16 protein-coding genes are annotated in these 20236 nt (G+C 70.0%); 6 read left to right on the top strand and 10 right to left on the bottom strand.

From position 1 onward, the window contains the following. The first annotated feature begins 192 nt into the window (after positions 1 to 192). On the top strand, positions 193 to 3795 hold the full coding sequence (gene metH, locus M3Q35_RS04215; protein ID WP_273940273.1) for a methionine synthase: 3603 nt from the start codon (positions 193 to 195) through the stop codon (positions 3793 to 3795). A gap of 117 nt (positions 3796 to 3912) precedes the next feature. Here metH and M3Q35_RS04210 read toward each other — a convergent pair whose 3' ends face one another. After that, the gene (locus M3Q35_RS04210; protein ID WP_273940272.1) at positions 3913 to 6756 is read right to left on the bottom strand and encodes an AfsR/SARP family transcriptional regulator; all 2844 of its coding nucleotides are present in this window, start codon (positions 6754 to 6756) and stop codon (positions 3913 to 3915) included. Between the two features lie 327 nt (positions 6757 to 7083). Between M3Q35_RS04210 and M3Q35_RS04205 the strand changes: the two genes are divergently transcribed. Further along, positions 7084 to 7950, top strand: a complete 867-nt coding sequence (locus tag M3Q35_RS04205) for a hypothetical protein (RefSeq protein WP_273940271.1) — start codon at positions 7084 to 7086, stop codon at positions 7948 to 7950. Here M3Q35_RS04205 and M3Q35_RS04200 read toward each other — a convergent pair. The 3 genes from M3Q35_RS04200 to M3Q35_RS04190 are packed head-to-tail and all read right to left on the bottom strand — an operon-like array spanning position 7938 to position 10574. After that, positions 7938 to 8594 (bottom strand): alpha/beta hydrolase family protein, encoded by a 657-nt coding sequence (locus M3Q35_RS04200; RefSeq protein WP_273940270.1) that lies wholly within the window; start codon positions 8592 to 8594, stop codon positions 7938 to 7940. The genes M3Q35_RS04205 and M3Q35_RS04200 overlap by 13 nt on opposite strands. After that, positions 8591 to 9760 (bottom strand): kynureninase, encoded by a 1170-nt coding sequence (gene kynU, locus M3Q35_RS04195; RefSeq protein WP_273940269.1) that lies wholly within the window; start codon positions 9758 to 9760, stop codon positions 8591 to 8593. The genes M3Q35_RS04200 and kynU overlap by 4 nt, the downstream gene beginning before the upstream one ends. Beyond that, positions 9753 to 10574 carry a tryptophan 2,3-dioxygenase gene (locus tag M3Q35_RS04190; RefSeq protein ID WP_379794745.1) on the bottom strand — a complete coding sequence of 274 codons (822 nt, stop codon included), beginning with the start codon at positions 10572 to 10574 and terminating at the stop codon, positions 9753 to 9755. The genes kynU and M3Q35_RS04190 overlap by 8 nt, the downstream gene beginning before the upstream one ends. 103 nt (positions 10575 to 10677) lie before the next feature. Between M3Q35_RS04190 and M3Q35_RS04185 the strand changes: the two genes are divergently transcribed. Further along, a complete protein-coding gene (locus M3Q35_RS04185; protein WP_273940267.1) occupies positions 10678 to 11133 on the top strand; it encodes an Lrp/AsnC family transcriptional regulator in 456 nt (151 codons plus the stop codon). Here M3Q35_RS04185 and M3Q35_RS04180 read toward each other — a convergent pair. Further along, positions 11130 to 12530 carry an ArnT family glycosyltransferase gene (locus M3Q35_RS04180; RefSeq protein ID WP_273940266.1) on the bottom strand — a complete coding sequence of 467 codons (1401 nt, stop codon included), beginning with the start codon at positions 12528 to 12530 and terminating at the stop codon, positions 11130 to 11132. The genes M3Q35_RS04185 and M3Q35_RS04180 overlap by 4 nt on opposite strands. A 105-nt stretch (positions 12531 to 12635) precedes the next feature. Here M3Q35_RS04180 and M3Q35_RS04175 point away from each other — a divergent pair, with 105 nt between their 5' ends. Further along, positions 12636 to 13460, top strand: a complete 825-nt coding sequence (locus tag M3Q35_RS04175; RefSeq protein WP_273940265.1) for an oxidoreductase — start codon at positions 12636 to 12638, stop codon at positions 13458 to 13460. 72 nt (positions 13461 to 13532) lie between these two features. Here M3Q35_RS04175 and M3Q35_RS04170 read toward each other — a convergent pair whose 3' ends face one another. Both M3Q35_RS04170 and pruA read right to left on the bottom strand, forming a co-directional pair. Then, positions 13533 to 14462 carry a proline dehydrogenase family protein gene (locus M3Q35_RS04170; protein WP_273940264.1) on the bottom strand — a complete coding sequence of 310 codons (930 nt, stop codon included), beginning with the start codon at positions 14460 to 14462 and terminating at the stop codon, positions 13533 to 13535. 88 nt (positions 14463 to 14550) lie between these two features. Beyond that, a complete protein-coding gene (pruA, locus tag M3Q35_RS04165) occupies positions 14551 to 16176 on the bottom strand; it encodes an L-glutamate gamma-semialdehyde dehydrogenase (protein ID WP_273940263.1) in 1626 nt (541 codons plus the stop codon). 113 nt (positions 16177 to 16289) lie between these two features. Here pruA and M3Q35_RS04160 point away from each other — a divergent pair, with 113 nt between their 5' ends. Then, positions 16290 to 17849 (top strand): helix-turn-helix domain-containing protein, encoded by a 1560-nt coding sequence (locus M3Q35_RS04160; RefSeq protein ID WP_273940262.1) that lies wholly within the window; start codon positions 16290 to 16292, stop codon positions 17847 to 17849. Positions 17850 to 17941: 92 nt separating this feature from the next. Here M3Q35_RS04160 and M3Q35_RS04155 read toward each other — a convergent pair whose 3' ends face one another. Both M3Q35_RS04155 and M3Q35_RS04150 read right to left on the bottom strand, forming a co-directional pair. Then, positions 17942 to 18454: an O-acetyl-ADP-ribose deacetylase gene (locus tag M3Q35_RS04155; protein ID WP_273940261.1), complete on the bottom strand. Its 513-nt coding sequence runs from the start codon at positions 18452 to 18454 to the stop codon at positions 17942 to 17944. After that, a complete protein-coding gene (locus M3Q35_RS04150; protein ID WP_273940260.1) occupies positions 18447 to 18944 on the bottom strand; it encodes a phosphoribosyltransferase in 498 nt (165 codons plus the stop codon). Before M3Q35_RS04150 ends, M3Q35_RS04155 begins: the two co-directional genes overlap by 8 nt. Positions 18945 to 19015: 71 nt before the next feature. Between M3Q35_RS04150 and M3Q35_RS04145 the strand changes: the two genes are divergently transcribed. Further along, positions 19016 to 19723 (top strand): siderophore-interacting protein, encoded by a 708-nt coding sequence (locus M3Q35_RS04145; RefSeq protein ID WP_273940259.1) that lies wholly within the window; start codon positions 19016 to 19018, stop codon positions 19721 to 19723. On the opposite strand, the gene M3Q35_RS04140 is transcribed toward M3Q35_RS04145, so the two are convergent. Beyond that, entirely contained in the window at positions 19701 to 20234 is a 534-nt protein-coding gene (locus tag M3Q35_RS04140; RefSeq protein WP_273940258.1) for a DUF742 domain-containing protein, read from the bottom strand. The two genes, M3Q35_RS04145 and M3Q35_RS04140, sit on opposite strands and share 23 nt — an antisense overlap. Positions 20235 to 20236 lie beyond the last annotated feature (2 nt).

Here is a 20236-nt window from a genome sequence, read left to right as displayed (position 1 = left end):
CCCGCACCGGGAAGCGTTGTTCCACCTGGTAGGAGCGGGAGCGAGCCGGACATCAGCGGGTTTCTGGTGAGCCTCGAGCGCGCTCCGGTAATCTTTGGCTCAGGTCGAGAGGCGCTGCAACGGGCTCGGGCCCGCCACGCTCGGCCGGTGAACCGTGATGCAAGGGCGCCTCCCACGACATGGGAGGTCGGTGTGGGCGCAGAAGCGCTGAAGTCACTGCTGGACCAGCGGATCGCCGTGCTGGACGGCGCCTGGGGCACCATGTTCCAGAACGCGGGTCTCAAGCCGGAGGACTACAAGGCCGGGCGGTTCGAGGACCACAGCAAGGACGTCACCGGCGACCCGGACCTGCTCAACCTGACCCGCCCGGACGTCGTGCTGGACGTGCACCGCCAGTACCTGGCCGCCGGCGCCGACATCACCACCACCAACACCTTCACCGCGACCAGCATCGGCCAGGCCGACTACGACCTGCAACACCTGGTCCGCGACATGAACATCGAGGCCGCCGGCCTGGCCCGGCAGGCGGCCGACGAGTTCGGCGGCCGCTTCGTGGCCGGCTCGATCGGGCCGCTCAACGTCACCCTGTCGCTGTCGCCGCGGGTCGAGGACCCGGCCTACCGCGCGGTCACCTTCAACCAGGTCCGCGACTCGTACGCCGAGCAGATCTCCGCGCTGGCCGAGGGCGGCGTCGACCTGCTGCTGATCGAGACGATCTTCGACACGCTCAACTGCAAGGCGGCCATCGCCGCGGCCAAGGAGGTCGCCCCCGACCTGCCGCTGTGGATCTCGGTGACCATCGTCGACCTGTCCGGCCGCACCCTGTCCGGGCAGACGGTGGAGGCGTTCTGGCGGTCCGTCGAGCACGCCAAGCCGCTGGTCGTCGGCGTGAACTGCTCGCTGGGCGCGACCGAGATGCGCCCGCACATCGTCGACCTGGCCCGGCTGGCCGACACCCACGTGGCCGCGCACCCCAACGCCGGCCTGCCCAACGCCTTCGGCGGCTACGACGAGACCCCGGACCAGACCAGCGCGCTGGTCGGCGAGTTCGCCGAGTCCGGCCTGCTCAACATCGCCGGCGGCTGCTGCGGCACCACGCCCGCGCACATCGCCAAGATCGCCGAGAAGGTCAAGGGCCTCAAGCCCCGCGCGCTGCCGGCGATCGAGCCGGCCACCCGGTTCAGCGGCCTGGAGCCGTTCGCCATCGGCCACGACACCGGCTTCGTGATGATCGGCGAGCGGACCAACGTCACCGGCTCGGCCAAGTTCCGCCGGCTCATCGAGTCCGACAACCACCAGGCCGCCGTGGACGTGGCGCTGGAGCAGGTGCGCGGCGGCGCCAACCTGCTGGACGTCAACATGGACGCCGACCTGCTGGACAGCGAGCAGGCGATGACCACGTTCCTGAACCTGATCGCCACCGAGCCCGAGGCGGCCCGGATCCCGATCATGATCGACAGCTCCCGGTGGAGCGTGCTCGAGGCCGGCCTGCGCTGCGTGCAGGGCAAGGGCGTGGTCAACTCGATCTCGCTCAAGGAGGGCGAGGAGCCGTTCCTGGCCCAGGCCCGCAAGATCCGCGAGTACGGCGCCGGCGTGGTCGTGATGGCCTTCGACGAGCAGGGCCAGGCCGACACCACCGAGCGCAAGGTGGAGATCTGCGCCCGGGCCTACGACCTGCTCACGCAGCAGGTCGGCTTCCCGGCCACCGACATCATCTTCGACCCGAACGTGCTGGCCGTGGCCACCGGCATCAGCGAGCACAACGGCTACGCCAAGGCGTTCATCGACGCGCTGCCGCTGATCAAGCAGCGCTGTCCCGGCGCGCGAACCTCCGGCGGCATCTCCAACCTGTCGTTCTCCTTCCGTGGCAACGACGTGGTGCGCGAGGCCATGCACTCGGCCTTCCTCTACTACGCCGTCGCCGCCGGCCTCGACATGGGCATCGTCAACGCCGGCCAGCTCGCGGTGTACCAGGACATCCCGGCCGACCTGCTGGAGCTGGTCGAGGATGTGATCTTCGACCGGCGCGAGGACGCCACCGACCGGCTGGTCGAGTTCGCCGAGACCGTGCGGGGCAAGGGAACCAAGCGGGTCGTCGACCTGTCGTGGCGCGAGAACCCGGTGCGGGAGCGGCTTTCGCACGCGCTCGTGCACGGCATCGTGGACTACATCGAGGAGGACACCGAGGAGGCCCGGCAGCAGGCCGCCCGGCCGCTCGAGGTCATCGAGGGTCCGCTGATGGACGGCATGAAGATCGTCGGCGACCTGTTCGGCTCCGGCAAGATGTTCCTTCCGCAGGTGGTCAAGAGCGCGCGGGTGATGAAGCGCGCGGTGGCCTACCTGGAGCCGTACATGGAGGAGGAGAAGGAGCAGCTGCGGCTGTCCGGCGTGGTCGAGACCGCGCGGGGCAACGGCAAGGTCGTGCTGGCCACCGTGAAGGGCGACGTGCACGACATCGGCAAGAACATCGTCGGTGTCGTGTTGGGCTGCAACAGCTACGACGTGATCGACCTCGGCGTGATGGTGCCGGCGGCCAAGATCCTGGACACCGCCGTGGCCGAGGGCGCGGACGCGATCGGGCTGTCCGGCCTGATCACGCCGTCGTTGGACGAGATGGTGTCGGTGGCCGCGGAGATGCAGCGTCGTGGGTTGAAGCTGCCGCTGCTGATCGGCGGCGCGACCACGTCCCGTCAGCACACCGCCGTGCGCATCGCGCCGGCCTACGAATCGACCACCGTGCACGTGCTGGACGCGTCCCGGGTCGTCGGCGTCGTCTCCGATCTGTTGGACCCCGAGCGGGCCGAGATCTTGGCCGAGAACAACTCCGTCGAGCAGGAGCGGTTGCGGGAGCAGCACGCCAACCGCCAGCAGCGGCCGTTGCTCACCGTCGAGCAGGCTCGGGCCAACCGCGAGGTCGTGTCCTTCGACGACCTGCCGGTGCCCCCGTTCACCGGCACCCGTCGGGTCAGCCCCGACCTGACCACGTTGCGTGAGATGGTCGACTGGACGTTCTTGTTCCTGGCCTGGGAGGTCAAGGGCAAGTACCCGGCCATCCTGGAGAACCCGGTGGCGCGGGAGCTGTTCGACGACGCCAACACCTTGCTGGACCAGATCATCGCCGAGGGCTCACTGCGCGCCGAGGGCGTGTACGGCTTCTGGCCCGCGCACTCCGAGGGCGACGACATCATCCTCGAGGGCGCCCCCGACTTCCCCATGCTGCGCCAGCAGACCCAGAAGCCCGACGGCCGCCCCAACCGCTGCCTTTCCGACTACATCGCGCCGTCCGGCGACCACCTCGGCGGCTTCGCCGTCACCATCCTCGGCGCCGAGGAGCTGGCCGGGAAGTACGAGGCCGCCGGCGACGACTACCGGGCCATCATGGTCAAGGCGTTGGCCGACCGCCTCGCCGAGGCTTTCGCCGAGTACATCCACCTCGTGGCCCGGCGCGAGTGGTTCGAGCCCGACGCCCAGCCCGAGCTCGCCGACCTGCACGCCGAGCGCTTCCGCGGCATCCGCCCCGCGTTGGGCTACCCCGCCAGCCCCGACCACAGCGAGAAGGCCGACCTGTTCCAGATGCTCGACGCCGAGTCCTTCGGCATGGCCCTCACCGAGTCCTACGCCATGACCCCGGCGGCCAGCGTCAGCGGCCTGATCTTCGCCCACCCCGAGTCCAAGTACTTCACCGTCGGCCGCCTCGGCCGCGACCAGGTCGCCGACTACGCCACCCGCCGCGGCCTGCCGCTGTCCGTCGTCGAACGCTGGCTCCGCCCCAACCTCGCCTACGACCCCGAGTAAACCCCGCGAGTCCCGCCCAGCGTCATACTGAAATGCGGTTTCGTGCAGAACTGAGCTCCGAAGCTCAGTTCTGCACGGTTCCGACATTCGGTGTGACGCTGGGCGGGACTCGCGGGGTCAGGGGTGGTCGGCGTCGAGTTGGGCGAGTTCGGCCTCGACCTCGGAGAGCTCCGGGGACTCCAAGGCCGTCAGGATGGGCAGGGCGCGGCGGTAGGACTCGCGGGCGTCGTCGACGAGACCGGCACGCCATTCGGACAAAGCCTTGCCGCGCAAGGCGTTGGCGATGCCGAAGCGGTCGTTGATGGCCTGTCGGGCCTGCACGGCCTGGTCGTAGTAGTCGATCGCGGAGGTGTAGTCGCCGGCGGCGAGGTGGATCTCGCCGAGGAGGTTGAGACCCGAGCCGATGCCGTGCTTGTAGTCGACGTCGTGCCAGGCGGCGAGGGTCAAACGGCCGTACTCCAAGGCTTTCGCGTGATCGCCCATGGCGTTGTAGGCCGAAGCGGTGCCCTGTAGTGCCCACGCCCGGCCCCAGATGTTGCCGGTGGCCTCGTACGCCTCGGCGGCGGTGCGCAGGGCGGCCATGGCCTCGGGGAACCGGCCGAGGGCGACGTAGGTGTGGCCGAGGGAGTTGTAGGTGATGCCCACCAACCACTTCTCGTCGAGCTGGGGGAAAAGCTCGATGGCCCGCAGGTAGTGCTGGACGGCCTCGTCGTAACGCTTGAGGTCGTTGGCGACGATGCCGAGCGACGAGTGCGCGGACGCGATGCCGTTGGTGTCGGCGTCGAGAACGGCGTGCTCCAACGAGATGCGGAGCATCTCGTTCCACAGCTCCCAACGCTTGTTGTAGACGTACCAGAAGCTGGACATGGTCTGCGGCAACCGCCACGCCACGGCATGCTCGCCGAGCTCGGCGGCCCGCCGGATGGCCTCGACGAGGTTGGTCTCCTCGGCCATGAACCACGCCTTGGCCCCGTCGGGATCGGCCTGCGTGGGAAAGCTCCAGTGCGGCGGCGGATCGATGATGTTGTGCACGGGCTTGAAGGTCAGCATGACCCGGTCGGCCTGGTTGGCGGCGTGCATGTACCACCGGACGCCGCGTCGCGCGGCGGCGTCGCGCTCGGCGTCGGACTCGTCGCTGGTGGCCCGCTCCAACGCGTACACGCGCAGCAGGTCGTGGAACTGGAAACGGCCGTCGGCGCGCAGCTCCAACAGGTGCGCCCGCACGAGCTCGTCGAGCTGGGCTCGGGCCTCGTCCTCGGTCACGTCGGCCAGCGCGCCGGCGGCGTGCCGGCTGACGTCGGGCCCGGCGTGCAGGCCGAGCAGGCGGAACATGCGCGCGGCCGCGGGGCTCAACGCGTCGTACGACCACGAGAACACGGCCCGCACGCTGGATGCGGCGTCATCGCCGGTGTCCAAAGCATCCAACCGGAAGTGAGCGTCTCTCAGTTCGTCGACGAACTGGGCGAGCGGCAGGTTCGGGCTGCACCAGGCCCGCGCGCCGACGATGCTCAGCGCCAGCGGCAGCCCGGCGCACAGGCCGAGCAGCTCGGCGAACGCATCGCGCTCCTCGGACACCCGCTCCGGACTGAGGTAGCTGGCCAGCAGCGCCGACGAATCGGCCTTGTCGAACAGGCCCAGCGTCAGCTGCCGGCCGTCGCCGGTCGCGACCAGCCCGTCCAAGCGGTTGCGGCTGGTCACCAGGACCACGCAGCTCTGGTTGGCCGGCAGCAGCGGCGTGACCTGGTCGGTGGACATGGCGTTGTCCAACACCATCAGCATCCGCCGGCCGGCGACGACGCTGCGCAGCATGGCGCTGCGCCCACCGGTGTCCTGCGGAATCTTCTCCGACGGCACCCGAAATGCCGACAGCAATGTGTAAAGGGCGTCGTGCGGCTGGACCGGTTTGTCGGCGACATCGAATCCGCGCAGGTTCAGATAAACCTGACCGTCCGGAAACATGTCGCGGACCAAATGCGACCAGTGCACGGCCAGTGAGGTCTTGCCGATTCCGGCGGTGCCCTCGATCGTCGTGATGACGACGGTGCTGCCGCCGCCGACGGCCCCGGCCGCGGGCAGCAGACCGTCCAGTCGCCGCAGCTCCTCGCCGCGCCCGGTGAACCGCCGGGTGTCGTGCGGCAGCTGGGACGGCACGACCCGCGGCAGGATCTCCTCGGCCGGCTGCTCGCTGTCGATCAGCGTCTCGTACACGCGGCGCAGCGCCGGCCCGGGCTGCACGCCCAGCCGGTCGTCGAGCAGCCGGGCGCCGGCCTGGTAGACCGATTTGGCCTCGCCGGCCCGGCCCTGCTGGTGCAGCGCGGTGATCAGCAGCGCCCGGGTCGACTCGCGCAGCGGGTGATCCTCCAGGACCTCCTTGAGCTGGCCGACGACCTCGGCCGGTCGGCGCAGGGCCAGCAGCAGGTCGGCCCGCTCCTCGATGACGTCCAGCCGCAGCTCGGCCAGCCGCTGCCGCTCGATGTCGGCGAACGGCCCGCCGATGCCACCCAGCGGCGTGCCGGCCCACAGCGCCAAGGCCCGGTCGAAGCCGGCCAACGCGGCCTCAGGGTTGCCGCGGCCCAGCAACTGCCGCGCGTCCTGCCGGTAGCGGGTGAAGCGCTCGGCGTCCACACCTTCGGGGCCGACCCGCAGGCTGTAGCCGGAACCGGCGCTGACCAGCACCTGGAACGTCTTGCGGGCCGGCTCGAGGGCCCGCCGCAGGCCGGCGACGTAGGTGTGCACGCTGCCGACCGCGCTGGCCGGCGGCTCGGTGCCCCAGATGGCGTCGATCAGCTCGGAACGGGAGATCACCTGGTTGGGGTTGGTGGCCAGCACCGCGAGCAGGGCCTGCTGGCGCGGCGGCCCGACCGCGACCTCGGCGTCGTCCAGCCACGCGCGGACGGGGCCGAGCAGGCCGATGCGGAGGTGCCCCAGATCGGGGAGGGCGGTCTCCTCGATGATCGTCAACGCGAGGACTCCGTGCGTGAGAGCGGTTCCGTTGGCCCCAACGCTATACCCGAACGGGTGAGTGAACGGTATTAACTCCTCGCGCGCCGTCATCGCCGGGTCACCGTCGGTCGGCGGCCATCCGGCGTTCACCTTTCCGGAATTCACGCCGCTATTCGGCCCATTTCATTTCACATATACGAACTTCAGTCGGCACTGACGTCATCGTGGAACAAGAAGACGGGCTCGTCCATTTCACCGATGTGAACCGGGAAATCGGCCATTGACGGGCTCGGATCGGCCTTCTAGCTTTCCTTGTTCGGTAATCCTGCTTGAGGAGGCAGCTCGATGATCCGAGGCGTTGCGGCCGTGCTGTTCGCGGCCATGCTGACCACCGTCGCCGCCCCGGCGGCGCTGGCCAACGATGCCCACCACGAGTCGTGGCACGTCGTGGACAAGACCACCGTGCCGGCGGCCGTCGGCGGCGAGGGCGTGGCGACGGTCAGACTGCCGGGCCAGCCGGCGAAGCTGTACTACACCGCCGGCAACACCATCCCGGCCAACCTGAAGGCCGAGGGCTGGGGCCACATCGGCGACTCCGACTCCCTACACGGCTACGTCTTCGACCCGTACCAGCAGACCACCGCCACCATCACGCAGAAGATGATGCTGGTGACGACCCCGACCGGCCAGCAGTACGAGTACGCGCACACGCTGGGCCCGGACGAGGTCGTGGCCAACAGCAACGCCTACACCGCGGTCACGCCGGACGGGCAGTGGCTGGTGTCCAGCGAGCTGGCCCAGGTCGACCGCCTGCTGGTGTGGCCGGCGCCGATCTTGAACAACTCGCTGCCGGCGGGCGGCGGCACCCTGCCGCTGGCCGCGAAGGTGCTGCTGGACAAGCCGGTCCGCAACCTTCAGGGCTGCGACTTCGTCAGCTCGACCCGACTGATCTGCGCGTCCGACGACTCCAACAACGACCTGTACCCGACCAGCAAGCCGCTGCTGCAGATCGACCTCCAGCATCCGCTGCGCGGCAAGGACGTCAAGGCGCACGTGACCTCGCTCGGGCAGCTGCCGCTGGCCAGCACCTGCGTCGGCGCGTACACCGCCGAGGGCGTCGACTACGACGCCGTCACCGGTGAGCTGCGGGTCGAGGTGCTGCCGCCGAGCCCGTGCAACACCGACATCGCGGTGTACACCTACCGTCGCTGAATCGCCTCGACCGTGGCCGCTGCCCCGGGCTCGACCGGCTCGAAATGGTCGATCCCGGGCAGCACCACCAGCTCGGCGCCGCTCTTCGCCTGGTACCGCTGGGAAAGCTCCAGCGGCACGTGAGTGTCGGCGTCGCCGTGCAGCAACGTCACGGGCACGGGTGGCGGCATGCGGTTCATCGGGTCCGCCTCCGCCAGCCGACCCATGTCGCCGCCCAGCAGCTCCGTGACGGCGTTGTCGCTCAGGCCCAGCTCATGGGCCCGGGCGAGGTCGCACAGCCCGGCAACGGACACGACCTTGGCTACGCCCGGCCGGTCGGCCGCCAGCAGCGCGAGGTGGCCGCCGGCCGAGTGGCCGACGAGCACGATCCGCTTGCCGGGGAACAGTTCCACCACCTTGTCGACGCCGGCGACCACGTCCTGGTGCAGCACCGGCCACTCGCCGCCGTTGCCGATCCGCCGGTACTCCAGCGAGGCCACCGAAAGCCCTTGGGCCACCAGGTATTCCGCGAACGGCGTCAGGTAGGAGCGGTCGTAGCGCACCCGCCAGTAGCCGCCGTGCACCAGCACCGCGACGGTGTCGGCATCGGTGTCCCAGGCGTCGACGACGTTGTCGGCGTGCTCGCCGTAAGCGACGGTTCTCATGCCAGGATCTCACCGAGAATCTCCGCCGCCCGCAAGGCGTCGGCGAACCGGGTGTAGAGCGGCGTGAAGCCGAAGCGCAGCAGGTCCGGCGGCCGGTGATCGCCGACCACACCCCGGTTGACCAGCTCGCCCATGACCCGTTCAGCGTCCACACAGGACAGTGAGACCTGGCTGCCACGGATTTCCGGCGTGACGCTGCGCGCGGCCGGGGCCAGCTCCTTGACACACTCCTCGAAGAAGCCGGTCAGCGCCAGGCTTTTCTCGCGCAGCTGGTGCAGGTCCACGCCGTCCCAGACGTCCAGCGCGGCGTCAAGGGTCAGCAGCGAGACGATCTCCGGCGTGCCGGCACGGGCCTTGGCGATGCCTTCCGCCGCAACGTATTCCGTGTCCATGGCGAACGGCTCGCGGTGTGAGCACCAGCCACCCAGCGGTTGGTCCAGCTGCGGCAACAGGTCTGGCCGGACGGCGAAGAACGCCGGCGCGCCGGGGCCGCCGTTGAGGTACTTGTACGTGCAGCCGACGGCGAAATCCACGTTGTGGCCGGTGATGTCGACCGGCAGCGCGCCGGCGCTGTGCGACAGGTCCCAGACCACGCGAGCCCCGGCATTGTGCACGGCCTCGGTCAGGGCGCCCATGTCGTGCAGGCGGCCCGAGCGGTAGTCCACATGATTGAGCAGCACCACGGCCGTGTCGTCAGTCAAGCTCTTGGCGACCTCGGCCGGATCCACGGCACGGACCGTCGCGCCGGTCATGCGGGCGGCCGACGCCGCGATGTAGCCGTCGGTCGGGAAAGTCGTGGCGTCAAAGAGAATCTCGCTGCGGCCGGGCGTCATGCGCAGCGCGGACACGACCGCCCGGAACACGTTGACACTGGTCGAGTCGCCGACGACGACGTGGCCCGGGGCCGCGCCGATCAGCGGCGCGATGCGCTCGCCGATCCGCTCCGGGGCCTCCCACCAGCCTTCCTCGGTCCAGGACCGGATGCGCATCCGCCCCCACTGCCGGGTCAACACGTCGGCCACCCGGGCCGGCACGTGCCGGGGCAGCGCGCCGAGCGAGTTGCCGTCCAGGTAGATCACGCCGTCGTCCAGGTCGAACAGGTCCCGACGGCCTTGCAGCGGGTCGCATCCGTCCAGCTTGGCCGCCCGCTCCGCGAGCTCAGACATGGCTGCGCGCCGTCCACAGCTCGGGGAAGACGACCTTGTTGGCCCGCTTCTCCAGCCAGGCCACGCCGGCCGAGCCGCCGGTGCCGGGCTTGGCCCCCATCGCGCGCCGGGTGGCCAGCAGGTGGTCGGTGCGCCAGCGGCCGACGAGCTCGGCCACGTCGGTCAGTGCCTCTCCCAGTGTCACCAGATCATCATGGCGTGGATCCTGGTAGATCTCCGCCCACACCGCCTCGACACCCGGATTGTCCTGGTAGCGCTGGGAGACGTCACGGTCGAGGACCTCCTGCGGCACGGCGAAGCCGCGGCGGTGCAGGAAGGCCAGCACCTCGTCGTACAGGCTGGGCTCGTGCAGCGCCTTCTCCAGCTCGCGGTGCACCTGCGGGACCGCCTTGTGCGGCTGGAGCAGGCTGGCGCTCTTGTCGCCGAGCACGAACTCCAGCTGGCGGAACATCGCCGACTGGAAGCCCGAGCCCTCGCCCAGCGCCGAGCGGTACGAGTTGAACTGGCCCGGGGTCAGCGAGGAGATCGGCTGCCACGAGGCGTTGAGCGCCTTGAGCTGCGGCAGGCTGCGGCGCAGCGCCGCCAGCGCGTCGGCCAGGCGGTCCTGCTTGAGGGCGTCGCGGGCCGTGCGCCATTCGTGGACGAGCAGTGTGAACCACAGTTCCATCACCTGGGTGGTGATCAGGAACGCCATCTCCGCCGGGTCGTCCGACCACGGCTGCTGCAGGGACGTGAGCGTGGACGCGTGCACGTACCGGTCGTACGGGCTCGGCTCGGCGAACTCCAGCTTCGGCTCGGTTTTCACGTGCTCCATCGTCGCTCGATCGGGTGAGGGTCGCCATGGGCGTTGTCGCTGGTTGCGGTGTGTTTCACTGCCGATCGTAAAGTCGTGAGCGGTTGCGGCTTACACTCGTGAGATGGAGCTGGACAACCTCGACTGGGGCCTGCTGAACGAGCTCCAGGCCGACGCGCGGACCTCGTTCAACGAGCTGGCCCGCCGTCTCGGCGTCTCCTCCCCCACCGTCGCGCAACGGGTCCGGCGGCTCGAGGAAGCCGGCGTGATCACCGGTTACCGCGCCACCGTCGACGTCTCGGCCGTCGGGCTCGGCGTGCAGGCCCTGGTGTCCATGCGCTGCTACGGGCCGCGGTGCATCACCCTGCAACCCGAGCGGGTCGCCGACTTCGCCGAGATCCTGTCCATCGTCCGGCTCACCGGCGACGTGTGCTCCGTCGTGCACATCGCCGCCAAGGACGTGCAGCAGCTGACCGCCGTGCTGGAACGGCTGTGGGGCTACGGCGAGACGTCCAGCGCCATGATCCTGTCCTGGCCGGTGCCGTCGCGGCCGGTGACCCGGGCGGCGTTGGGCTCCTAGCTGAGGTGCCGCAGCTTGGGCCACAGCTGGGCCCAGCCGGCTTTGGGCTCGTCGCAACGGAAGATGGTGGCGTGCCAGAGGATCTCGTCGTTCTTGATGCCGTCCGGCAGGGTGATCGGGGCGATCGTCTGGACCTTCTGCCAGCCCTGTCGTAGTTGGTCGGCGGTGAATCCGCCGACCATCAGCACGGTCTGCGCACTGCCGGGCGGCGGGCCCCAGTCGCCGTAGGAGTTCTGTCCACTGTAGACATTGGGCAGGCCGCCGATGACCGTCAGCGCGCCGGCTTCGCCGTAGTTGCTGGTGAAGATGGGCGTTCCTGGCGGCAGGGTCTGCGCGACCTGCTTGACCTGGTTGACGAATTCGGGCCAGCCGTAGGTCTCCATCGGCTCCGGGTCGACCGCCCGCAGGTTGGTCTGGATCGTCGGCGGCAGCACCGGCAGGGCCACCGCCAGCGACACCACGGCCGTCACGGCCACGGCCGTCAGCCATCCCTTGGACAGCTTGCCGATCCGCACCGCGCCGGCCGCGAACAGCACGGCCAGCACCGGGGCCGGGTAGTAGGACTTGCCGCCGGCCAGCGTGAACACCACCGGTGCGAGGATCACGACCACCAGCAGCCAGCGGTGCTTGGTCAGCTCACGGGCCCCGAGCACCCACACCGCCACGAGCGGCGGCCCGGCCTGGAGGAAAGCCAGCACCAGCAACTGCCCCAGCGAGCCCAGCGTGCCGCCGGTGCGGTCCGCCAGCACCGAAGCCATTGCGAACTGCGGCCAGCCGTGCACCGCCTGCCACACGATGTTCGGCAGCGCGATCAGCAATGCCACACCCACCGCCAGCCACGGGCCAGGGGTCTTCAGCACGTCTCGCCGGTACAGCAGCAGGCCGACGCCTATGCCCGCCAGCAGCACCGCCACCGTGTCCTTGTTCTCCAGGCCCAGGCCGGCGATCACCCCCGGCCACAGCCACGGTTTCACCGTGCCGATCCGCAGTGCCCGGGCCGTCGTCAGGAAAACGCCGATCCACACCACCTGGTCCAGCACCGTCGTGCCGAACAGCAGCGACGCCCCCACGAAGATCGGGCACGCCGCGATCACCGCCGCCGCCAGCGTCTGTGCCTTCCGCTCGCCGCCCAGCTCCGCCGCCAGCATCGCCGTCAGCACGATGCAGCCCACCTGCGCCGCGATCGCCATGATCCGCAGCACCAGCAGGTTCCCCGCCAGCGCCGCCAGCAGCGGCGTCAGCGGCGGCTGGTCCACGTAGCCGAAGTCCGGATGCTGGCCGGAGATCACGAAGTAGAACTCGTCCCGGTGCCAGCCGTAGCGCAGCGCCACCGCCAGGTGCACCACGGCGGCAATCGCCGCGACGATCAGCACCGGCCGCCACACCACTGTCCGCATGGCCGATCATCCTGCCTGGTGACCGGTTGATTCGTCCTGCCATTGGGGAAGCCGCGCTGCTAGAAAGGAGGCTCAGCATGATCACGACCGGAAGGTGTGGGGGGAATGAGCAGGATTTGGTTGATCACGGGTGCCTCGTCCGGCTTCGGGCGGTCCATCGCGGAGGCGGCGCTGGCCGCGGGTGACGACGTGGTGGCCAGCGCGCGGCGGCCGTCGGCGCTGGCCGACCTCGCGGCGGCGTACCCGGGTCGGGTACTGCCACTGGAGTTGGACGTCACCGACGGCGACCGCATCCCGGCGGCGGTGGCGGAAGCCGTGCAGTGGCAGGGCCGGCTCGACGTGCTGGTCAACAACGCCGGGTACGCACTGGTCGGCGCGGTCGAGGAGAACACCGACGCCGAGCTGCGCGGCATGATGGAGGTGATGTTCTTCGGCGCGGCCGCCGTGACCCGCGCCGTGCTGCCGCACCTGCGGGGCCAGGGCTCCGGGGCCATCGTGCAGATCAGCAGTATCGGCGGACAGCTGTCGTTCGCCGGTTACTCCGCCTACTCGGCCGCGAAGTGCGCGCTGGAAGGACTGTCCGAGGCACTGGCCGCCGAGGTGGGCCCGCTCGGCATCAAGGTCTTGATCGTCGAGCCCGGCTCCTTCCGGACGGGCTTGCAGAACGGCTTCGTCCGGTCGACGCCGATGCCGGCGTACGAGGCCACGGTCGGCGCCACCGCCGCGGCGGCCGCCGCCTCCGACGGCCAGCAGGCCGGCGACCCGGCCAAGGCCGCCGCCGCGATCATCGCCGCACTCGACGCCGAGCAGACACCGCTGCGGCTGCCGCTCGGCGGCGACGCCGTGGACGTGCTGCTCGCCCACTCGGACCGATTCCGCACCGAGCTAGCGACCTGGGAAAAGGTCAGCCGCAGCACCAACTTCGACTAATCAGCTCAGGCCACATGCGCTTCCCACTTGGCGTCTGGCGCCAAGTGGGAAGCGCATGTGGCAATACGGGAGCTAGCTCTTGGTGGCGAGGGAGCGCAGGAAGAACGCGACGTTGGCCGGGCGCTCGGCCAGGCGGCGCATGAAGTAGCCGTACCACTGGTCGCCGTAAGGGACGTAGACCCTTAGGGTCTTACCGGCGGCGGCGATCTCGCGCTGCGCGTCGGGGCGGACGCCGTAGAGCATCTGGTGCTCGTAGGTGTCGGGGGTCCGGCCCAGCGACTCGGCCAGGTCGGCGGCGATGGCCACCAGGCGCGGGTCGTGCGAAGCGACCATCGGGTAGCCGTCGCCGGCCATGAGGATCTTCAGGCAGCGCACGTACGACCGGTCGACCTCGGACTTGTCCTGGTAGGCAACGGTTTCCGGCTCCTTGTAGGCGCCCTTGCACAGCCGGACGCGGGAGCCGGCGCCGGACAGGTCACGGCAGTCCTGCTCGGTGCGCCGCAGGTACGCCTGGAGCACGGCGCCGGTGGACGGGAAGTCGACCCGCAGGTCGGCGAGGATGCCCAGGGTGGAGTCCGTGGTGGTGTGGTCCTCCATGTCCAGCGTCACCGTGGTGCCGACGGCCGCGGCCGCCTCGCAGATCAGCCGGGCGTTGTCCAGGGCGATCTTCTCGCCGTCCTTGGGCAGCGACTGGCCGACGGCCGAGAGCTTCACCGACACCTCGGCCCCGCTCGACAGCCCGGTGCCGCCCAGCTCGGCCAGCAGCCGCTCGTAGGCGTCCACGGTGAGCGCGGCCTGGGCGGCGTCGGTGGTGTCCTCGCCGAGGTGGTCGAGCGTGACCTTGCGGCCGTCGGCGATCAGCGACGCGGTCACGTCGACGGCCTCGGCGAGCGAGGAGCCGGCCACGAACCTGCGCACCACCGGCTTGGCCAGTGGGGTGCGCTCGACGGTCTGACGGGCCAGCGGCGAGCGGGCGGCGGCCAGCAAAGCGGTGCGCAGCATGGGGTTTCCTCACTCTCTGCAATCATCGTTTTGTCACATGCGGCGCGCATTTGCCTTCCAGCGTCAAATGCGCGCCGCATGTGCCACTTCAGCCCTGGTGGGGGTGACGGACGGTGGTCGGGGCGACGAAGGTCTCCTTGATCGACCGCGGGCTGACCCAGCGCAGCAGGTTGTGCACGGAGCCGGCCTTGTCGTTGGTGCCGGAGGCCCGGCCGCCGCCGAACGGCTGCTGGCCGACGACGGCGCCGGTCGGCTTGTCGTTGACGTAGAAGTTGCCGGCGGTGAAGCGCAGCGCCTCGGACGCCTTGAGCACGGCGGCGCGGTCGTCGGCGATGATCGAGCCGGTCAGCGCGTACGGCGAGGCAGCGTCCACAGTGGACAAAACCGAGTCGAAGTCGTTGTCCTCGTAGACGTGCACGGCCAGGACCGGGCCGAAGAACTCGGTCTTGAACACGTCGTGCGAGGGGTCATCGCCCACGAGCACGGTCGGCCGCACGAAGTAGCCGTCGGAGTCGTCGGCGGTGCCGCCGGCGATGACCTCCAGCTTGCTGTCGGCGCGGGCCCGGTCGAGCACGCCGGCCAGCTTGTCGTACGAGCGGCGGTCGATCACCGCACCCATGAAGTTGCCCAGGTCGGTGACGTCACCCATGCTCAGCGCCTCGGTCTCGGCGACGAGGCCGTCACGCAGCCGGGTCCACACCGAACGCGGGACGTAGGCGCGGGACGCGGCCGAGCACTTCTGGCCCTGGTACTCGAAGGCGCCGCGGACCAGCGCGGTGCGCAGCACGTCCAGATCGGCCGACGGGTGCGCGACCACGAAGTCCTTGCCGCCGGTCTCGCCGACCAGCCGCGGGTAGCTGCGGTAGTTGGCGATGTTCGCGCCGACGCCCGCCCACAGGTGCTGGAAGGTCTTGGTCGAACCGGTGAAGTGGATGCCGGCCAGGTCCGGGTCGGCCAGCGCCACCTCGGACACCGCGATGCCGTCGCCGGTCAGCAGGTTGATCACGCCCGGGGGCATGCCGGCCTGCTCCAGCAGCCGCATGGTCAGGTGCGCGGCGAAGGTCTGGGTCGGGGACGGCTTCCACAGCACCACGTTGCCCAGCAGGGCCGGCGCGGTCGGCAGGTTGGCGGCGATGGCGGTGAAGTTGAACGGCGTGATCGCGTAGACGAAGCCCTCGAGCGGGCGGTGGTCGGTGCGGTTCCACACGCCCTTCGAGCTCTCCGGCTGCTTGGCCTGGAGCTCACGGGCGAAGGCCACGTTGTAGCGCCAGAAGTCGGCCAGCTCGCAGGCCGCGTCGATCTCGGCCTGGATCGCCGTCTTGGACTGGCCGAGCATGGTCGCCGCGTTCAGCGTCGAGCGCCACGGGCCGGACAGCAGGTCGGCCGCGCGCAGCAGGACCGCCGCCCGCTCGTCGAACGGCATCGCGCGCCAGGCCGGGGCCGCGGCCTTGGCCGCGGCGATCGCGTCGCGGGTGTCGGCCTGGGTGGCGCCGGCGAAGGTGCCCAGCACGTGGCGGTGGTTGTGCGGCTGCACGACGTCGACCCGCTCGCCGCCGCCCATCCGGCGCTCGCCGCCGATGGTCAGCGGCAGCTCGATCTGCTCCTTGGCCAGTTCAACCAGCTTCGCCTCGAGCTCGGTCCGCTCCGGGCTGCCCGGCGCGTACTGCAGCACCGGCTCGTTCACGGGGGTCGGGACCTGCGTCACGGCATCCACTGGCACTCCTTCGGCGACGTCGTCGATGGCAGAAGGCTATGCAGCCACGCTCGGCGCCGTGTTGTCCGGACGGCTAAGCTTGGAGGTACCGGATTGTTCTGCCGAACAAAGGAGTGGTCATCCCCGGCTCGACCATCCAGCAGCTGCTGCTCGCGCTCGGCGAGCCGTTCGTCGAGGTGCTGACCGCGCCCGACGGCCTGGACGCCGAGGTGCGCGACGTCGTCATCCTCGATCCCGACGACGCCCCCGACTCCCGGGCCGGCGACCTGGTGCTGGTGATCGGCGCCCGCGGCCGGTCCGCCGCCGCGCATGTGCGGGCGGCCGGCAAGCGTGGGGCGACCGCCGTCGCCGTCAAGGATGCCGAGCCGTTGCGGCAGACCGCCGCCGATGCCGGTGTCGCGCTGTTGGACGTACGGACCGAGGTGCGGTGGGAGCAGCTGGAATCGTTGTCGCGCAACGTGGTCAGCGCCGCCCGTGGCACCGCCGACGCCGATGCCGGCGAGGTGCTCGGTGACCTGTTCTCGTTGGCCCAGACCATCGCCGCCCTGACCGGCGGCAGCGTCAGCATCGAGGACACCGCCAACCGGGTGCTGGCCTATTCGCGGTCCTCCGACGAGGTCGACGAGCTGCGGCGGCTGTCCATTCTCGGCCGGCAGGGGCCGGAGCCGTACCTCAAGATGCTCCGGGAATGGGGCGTCTACCAGCGGCTTCGTTCCGGCGAGGACGTCGTGCACATCGACGCGCGGCCCGAGTTGGGGATCAAGCGGCGGATCGCCGTCGGCATCCATGCCGGGTCGCAGCCGCTCGGGACCGTGTGGGTGCAGGAGGGCAGCCACCCGTTGGCCGAGCACGCCGACCGTGCCCTGCTCGGTGCTGCCCGGATCACTGCCTTGTACCTCGTGCAGCACCGCAACACCACCAGCGCCGGTCTTCGCTTGCGGGAGAACCTCCTCGCCGGTGTCCTCGGCGGTCGCATCACCGGCACCGCCGTCGCCGGCCAGATCGGCGCCGATCCTCTGAAGCCGGCCGCCGTCGTCGCTTTCCTCTTGCGCAGCACCGATCGCACCCGTTCCGAGGTCGAGCTGCACCGCGCCGAGATGATCAGCATCATCTCCGTGCACGCCGCTTCTTACCGCCGTTCCGCCCTCGTCACCCCCATCGCCGGCCGCGTTTACGTGCTCCTGCCTGAGGTCACCGACGCCGCCACCGTCACATCCATGACCCGGGACGCCGTCGCCGCCACCCGCCGGCACCTCGGCGTTTCCGTCCAGGCCGGCATCGGCTCCGTCGTCGCCGGGCTCGAGGACGTTCCCGTCTCCCGCCAGGAAGCCGACCGCGTGCTCGACGCCATCGCCGCTCGGCCGTCCCTCGACGTCGCCGCCCTCGCCGACGTACGGACCCAGGTGTTGCTCAGCGAGACCCTCACCTTGCTCGCCGACAACCCCCGCATCCGCGATCCTCGCCTCGACCCTCTGGCCGGCAGCGACCTCGGCCGTTCCCTACTCGCCTACCTCGACGCTTTCGGCGACGTCCGCTCCGCTTCCGCCGTCCTTCACGTCCACCCCAACACCTTGCGCTACCGCGTCCGCCGCGCCTGCGAAGTCAGCGGCCTCGACCTCTCCGACCCCGACCAGCGCCTCGTCGCCCAACTCCAACTCCGGTTGACCAAGTAGGTCGGTCGCGACCGCCGGCCGTGATGCCACATGCGCTTCCTACTTGCACTCTGGTGACAAGTGGGGAGCGCATGTGGCAAAAGAAGGGCGTGTCAGACGGCGCGCGAACGGAAGATGTCGTAAGCCTGCTGTCCAAAGAGGACGAAGCGCACCAGCTTCACCGACGTCTCCCCCGCCAACTCCTCGGCCACGGTGGACAACGCGATGTCGGCCGCCGACTCCAAGGGCCAGCGGTAGATACCGGTGGAAACAGCCGGGAAGGCGACGCTCACAGCGCCGAGGGAAGCGGCTACCCGCAACGAATTGCGGTGGCAGTCGGCCAACAACGCGGAGCGGTCCTCGGTAGCGGACCAAACGGGACCGACGGTGTGCACGACCCACCGAGCGGGGAGGCGGCCGGCGGTGGTGGCGACGGCCTGGCCGACGCGGAGGCCACGGCCGTAGTGGCCGGCACGCAGACGACGGCACTCGGCCAGGATGGAAGGGCCGCCGCGCCGGTGAATCGCGCCGTCGACACCGCCGCCGCCGAGCAGGGAAGAGTTGGCGGCGTTGACGATGACGTCGACCTCCTGGGCGGTGATGTCACCCTCGACGAGCTCAAGCATCGAGGACCTGGCCACGGCGCTGGACGACCGGGGGCAGAGTCGACCACGGGAAGTTGATCCAACGGTCGGTGTGCCGCCACACGTACTCGCACTTGACGGTGGAATGGGGCTTCTCGTACACGACGGCGCACCGCACGTCCGCGACCTGGTCGGCGCAGAAGTCGCGGACGAGCTTCAACGTCGCCCCGGTGTCGGCCACGTCGTCGCAGACGAGGACCTTGGCGCCGTGGAGGTCGACGGCGGACGGCACGGGCGGGAGCATGACGGGAAGGTCGAGGCGCTGGTCCACCCCGGTGTAGAACTCGACGTTCATGACGTGCAGGTTCTTGACGTCCAGCGCATACCCCAACGCGCCGGCGACGAAAAGGCCGCCGCGGGCGATGGACAGCAGCAGGTCGGGCTCGAAACCGTCGGAAGCGACGGCGGCGGCCAACTCACGGCTGGCGGTGCCGAAAAGGTCCCAGGTCAGCACCTCACGCTGATCGTTCATGTCGGCTACCCTATCGACCAAGAACGGTTATAGGTTTACAACCGTTGGTAAGGTTAGGCTAAGCTGAACCAATGCCAGCGACCCGCATCAACGTCCGCCGCACGGAGCGGATCACGCCGCACATGGTCCGAGTGACCTTCACCGGCGACAACCTCGCCGTCGACAACGGCTTCACCGACCGCTACGTGAAACTGCTGTTCCCGGTGGACGGCGTCTACCCGGACAACCTGGACACCCTGCCCCGCAACGAGATGCCGCCCCGCCGGACTTACACGATCAGGTCGGCCCACGACGACGAGCTGACGATCGACTTCGTCCACCACGGCGACAGCGGGCTGGCCGGCCCCTGGGCGGCCAACGCCAAGCCGGGCGACGAGCTGTACTTCCTCGGCCCGGGCGGCGCCTACACCCCCGACCCGACGGCCGACTGGCACCTGCTGGTCGGCGACGAGGCAGCCCTGCCGGCGATCGGCGCGGCCCTCGAACAGCTGCCCGAAAACGCGCGGATCATTGCCATCGTAGGCAGCAACGAGCCGCAGGACCTGCCGCACGACGTCATCTGGGTCGACCCGGACGACGTCGTGGCGACGGTCAAGAACCTGACCCTGCCGGCCGGCCGCGGGCACGCCTTCGTGCACGGCGAGGCGGGCATGGTCAAGGAACTCCGCGGCCTGGTCAAGGACGTGGCCCAGCTGTCGATCTCCGGCTACTGGCGGCGCGGCCTGCACGAGGACGCGTTCCAGGCCGAGAAGCGGACTACAGCCGGCGCAGCCCGCTGAGCACCCGCTCCATCAACCCCAGGTTGGGCACGCCGTCGCCCGAGTTGTCGGCGGCGTGCACGAAAACCAGCCCGAGGCTGGCCATGTCGCCGACCAACACCTTGGACACGCCGAGCGGGATCGACAGCAGCGCGGCGATCTCGGCCACCGACCGGGTCTGCGCGCACAGGTCGGCGATGGCCCGGTACTCGGCCTGCATGGGCTCGCCGGTGCTGGTGCCGTGCTCGCTGGTCGAGACCAGGGTCTCGATCTGGAGCGGCACCTCGGACCGTGTTCGCCCACCGGTCCACGCGTAGGCGCGGACGATGGCGGCGGACGACTCGTCCGGGTCGGCGGCCACCGGCGGTAGCGCCGCCGGCTCGGGCGCCGCCGGCGGCTGCTCGGCGTGCCGGCCGTCGGGCTCGCCCCGGCCGCGGCGGGTCCGCCCGCCGCCGCCGTTGAGCGTGAAACCGTTGAGCACGTCCGCGAACGTGCTCTCCGCGGGGTCTTCGCCCCAGTCCTCGGAACTCATCT

This window comes from Kutzneria chonburiensis, from assembly GCF_028622115.1.
In the GTDB taxonomy this organism is placed as follows: domain Bacteria; phylum Actinomycetota; class Actinomycetes; order Mycobacteriales; family Pseudonocardiaceae; genus Kutzneria; species Kutzneria chonburiensis.
The sequence above is the reverse complement of the archived record's forward strand: the minus strand, read 5'-3'. Positions and strand labels throughout refer to the sequence as shown.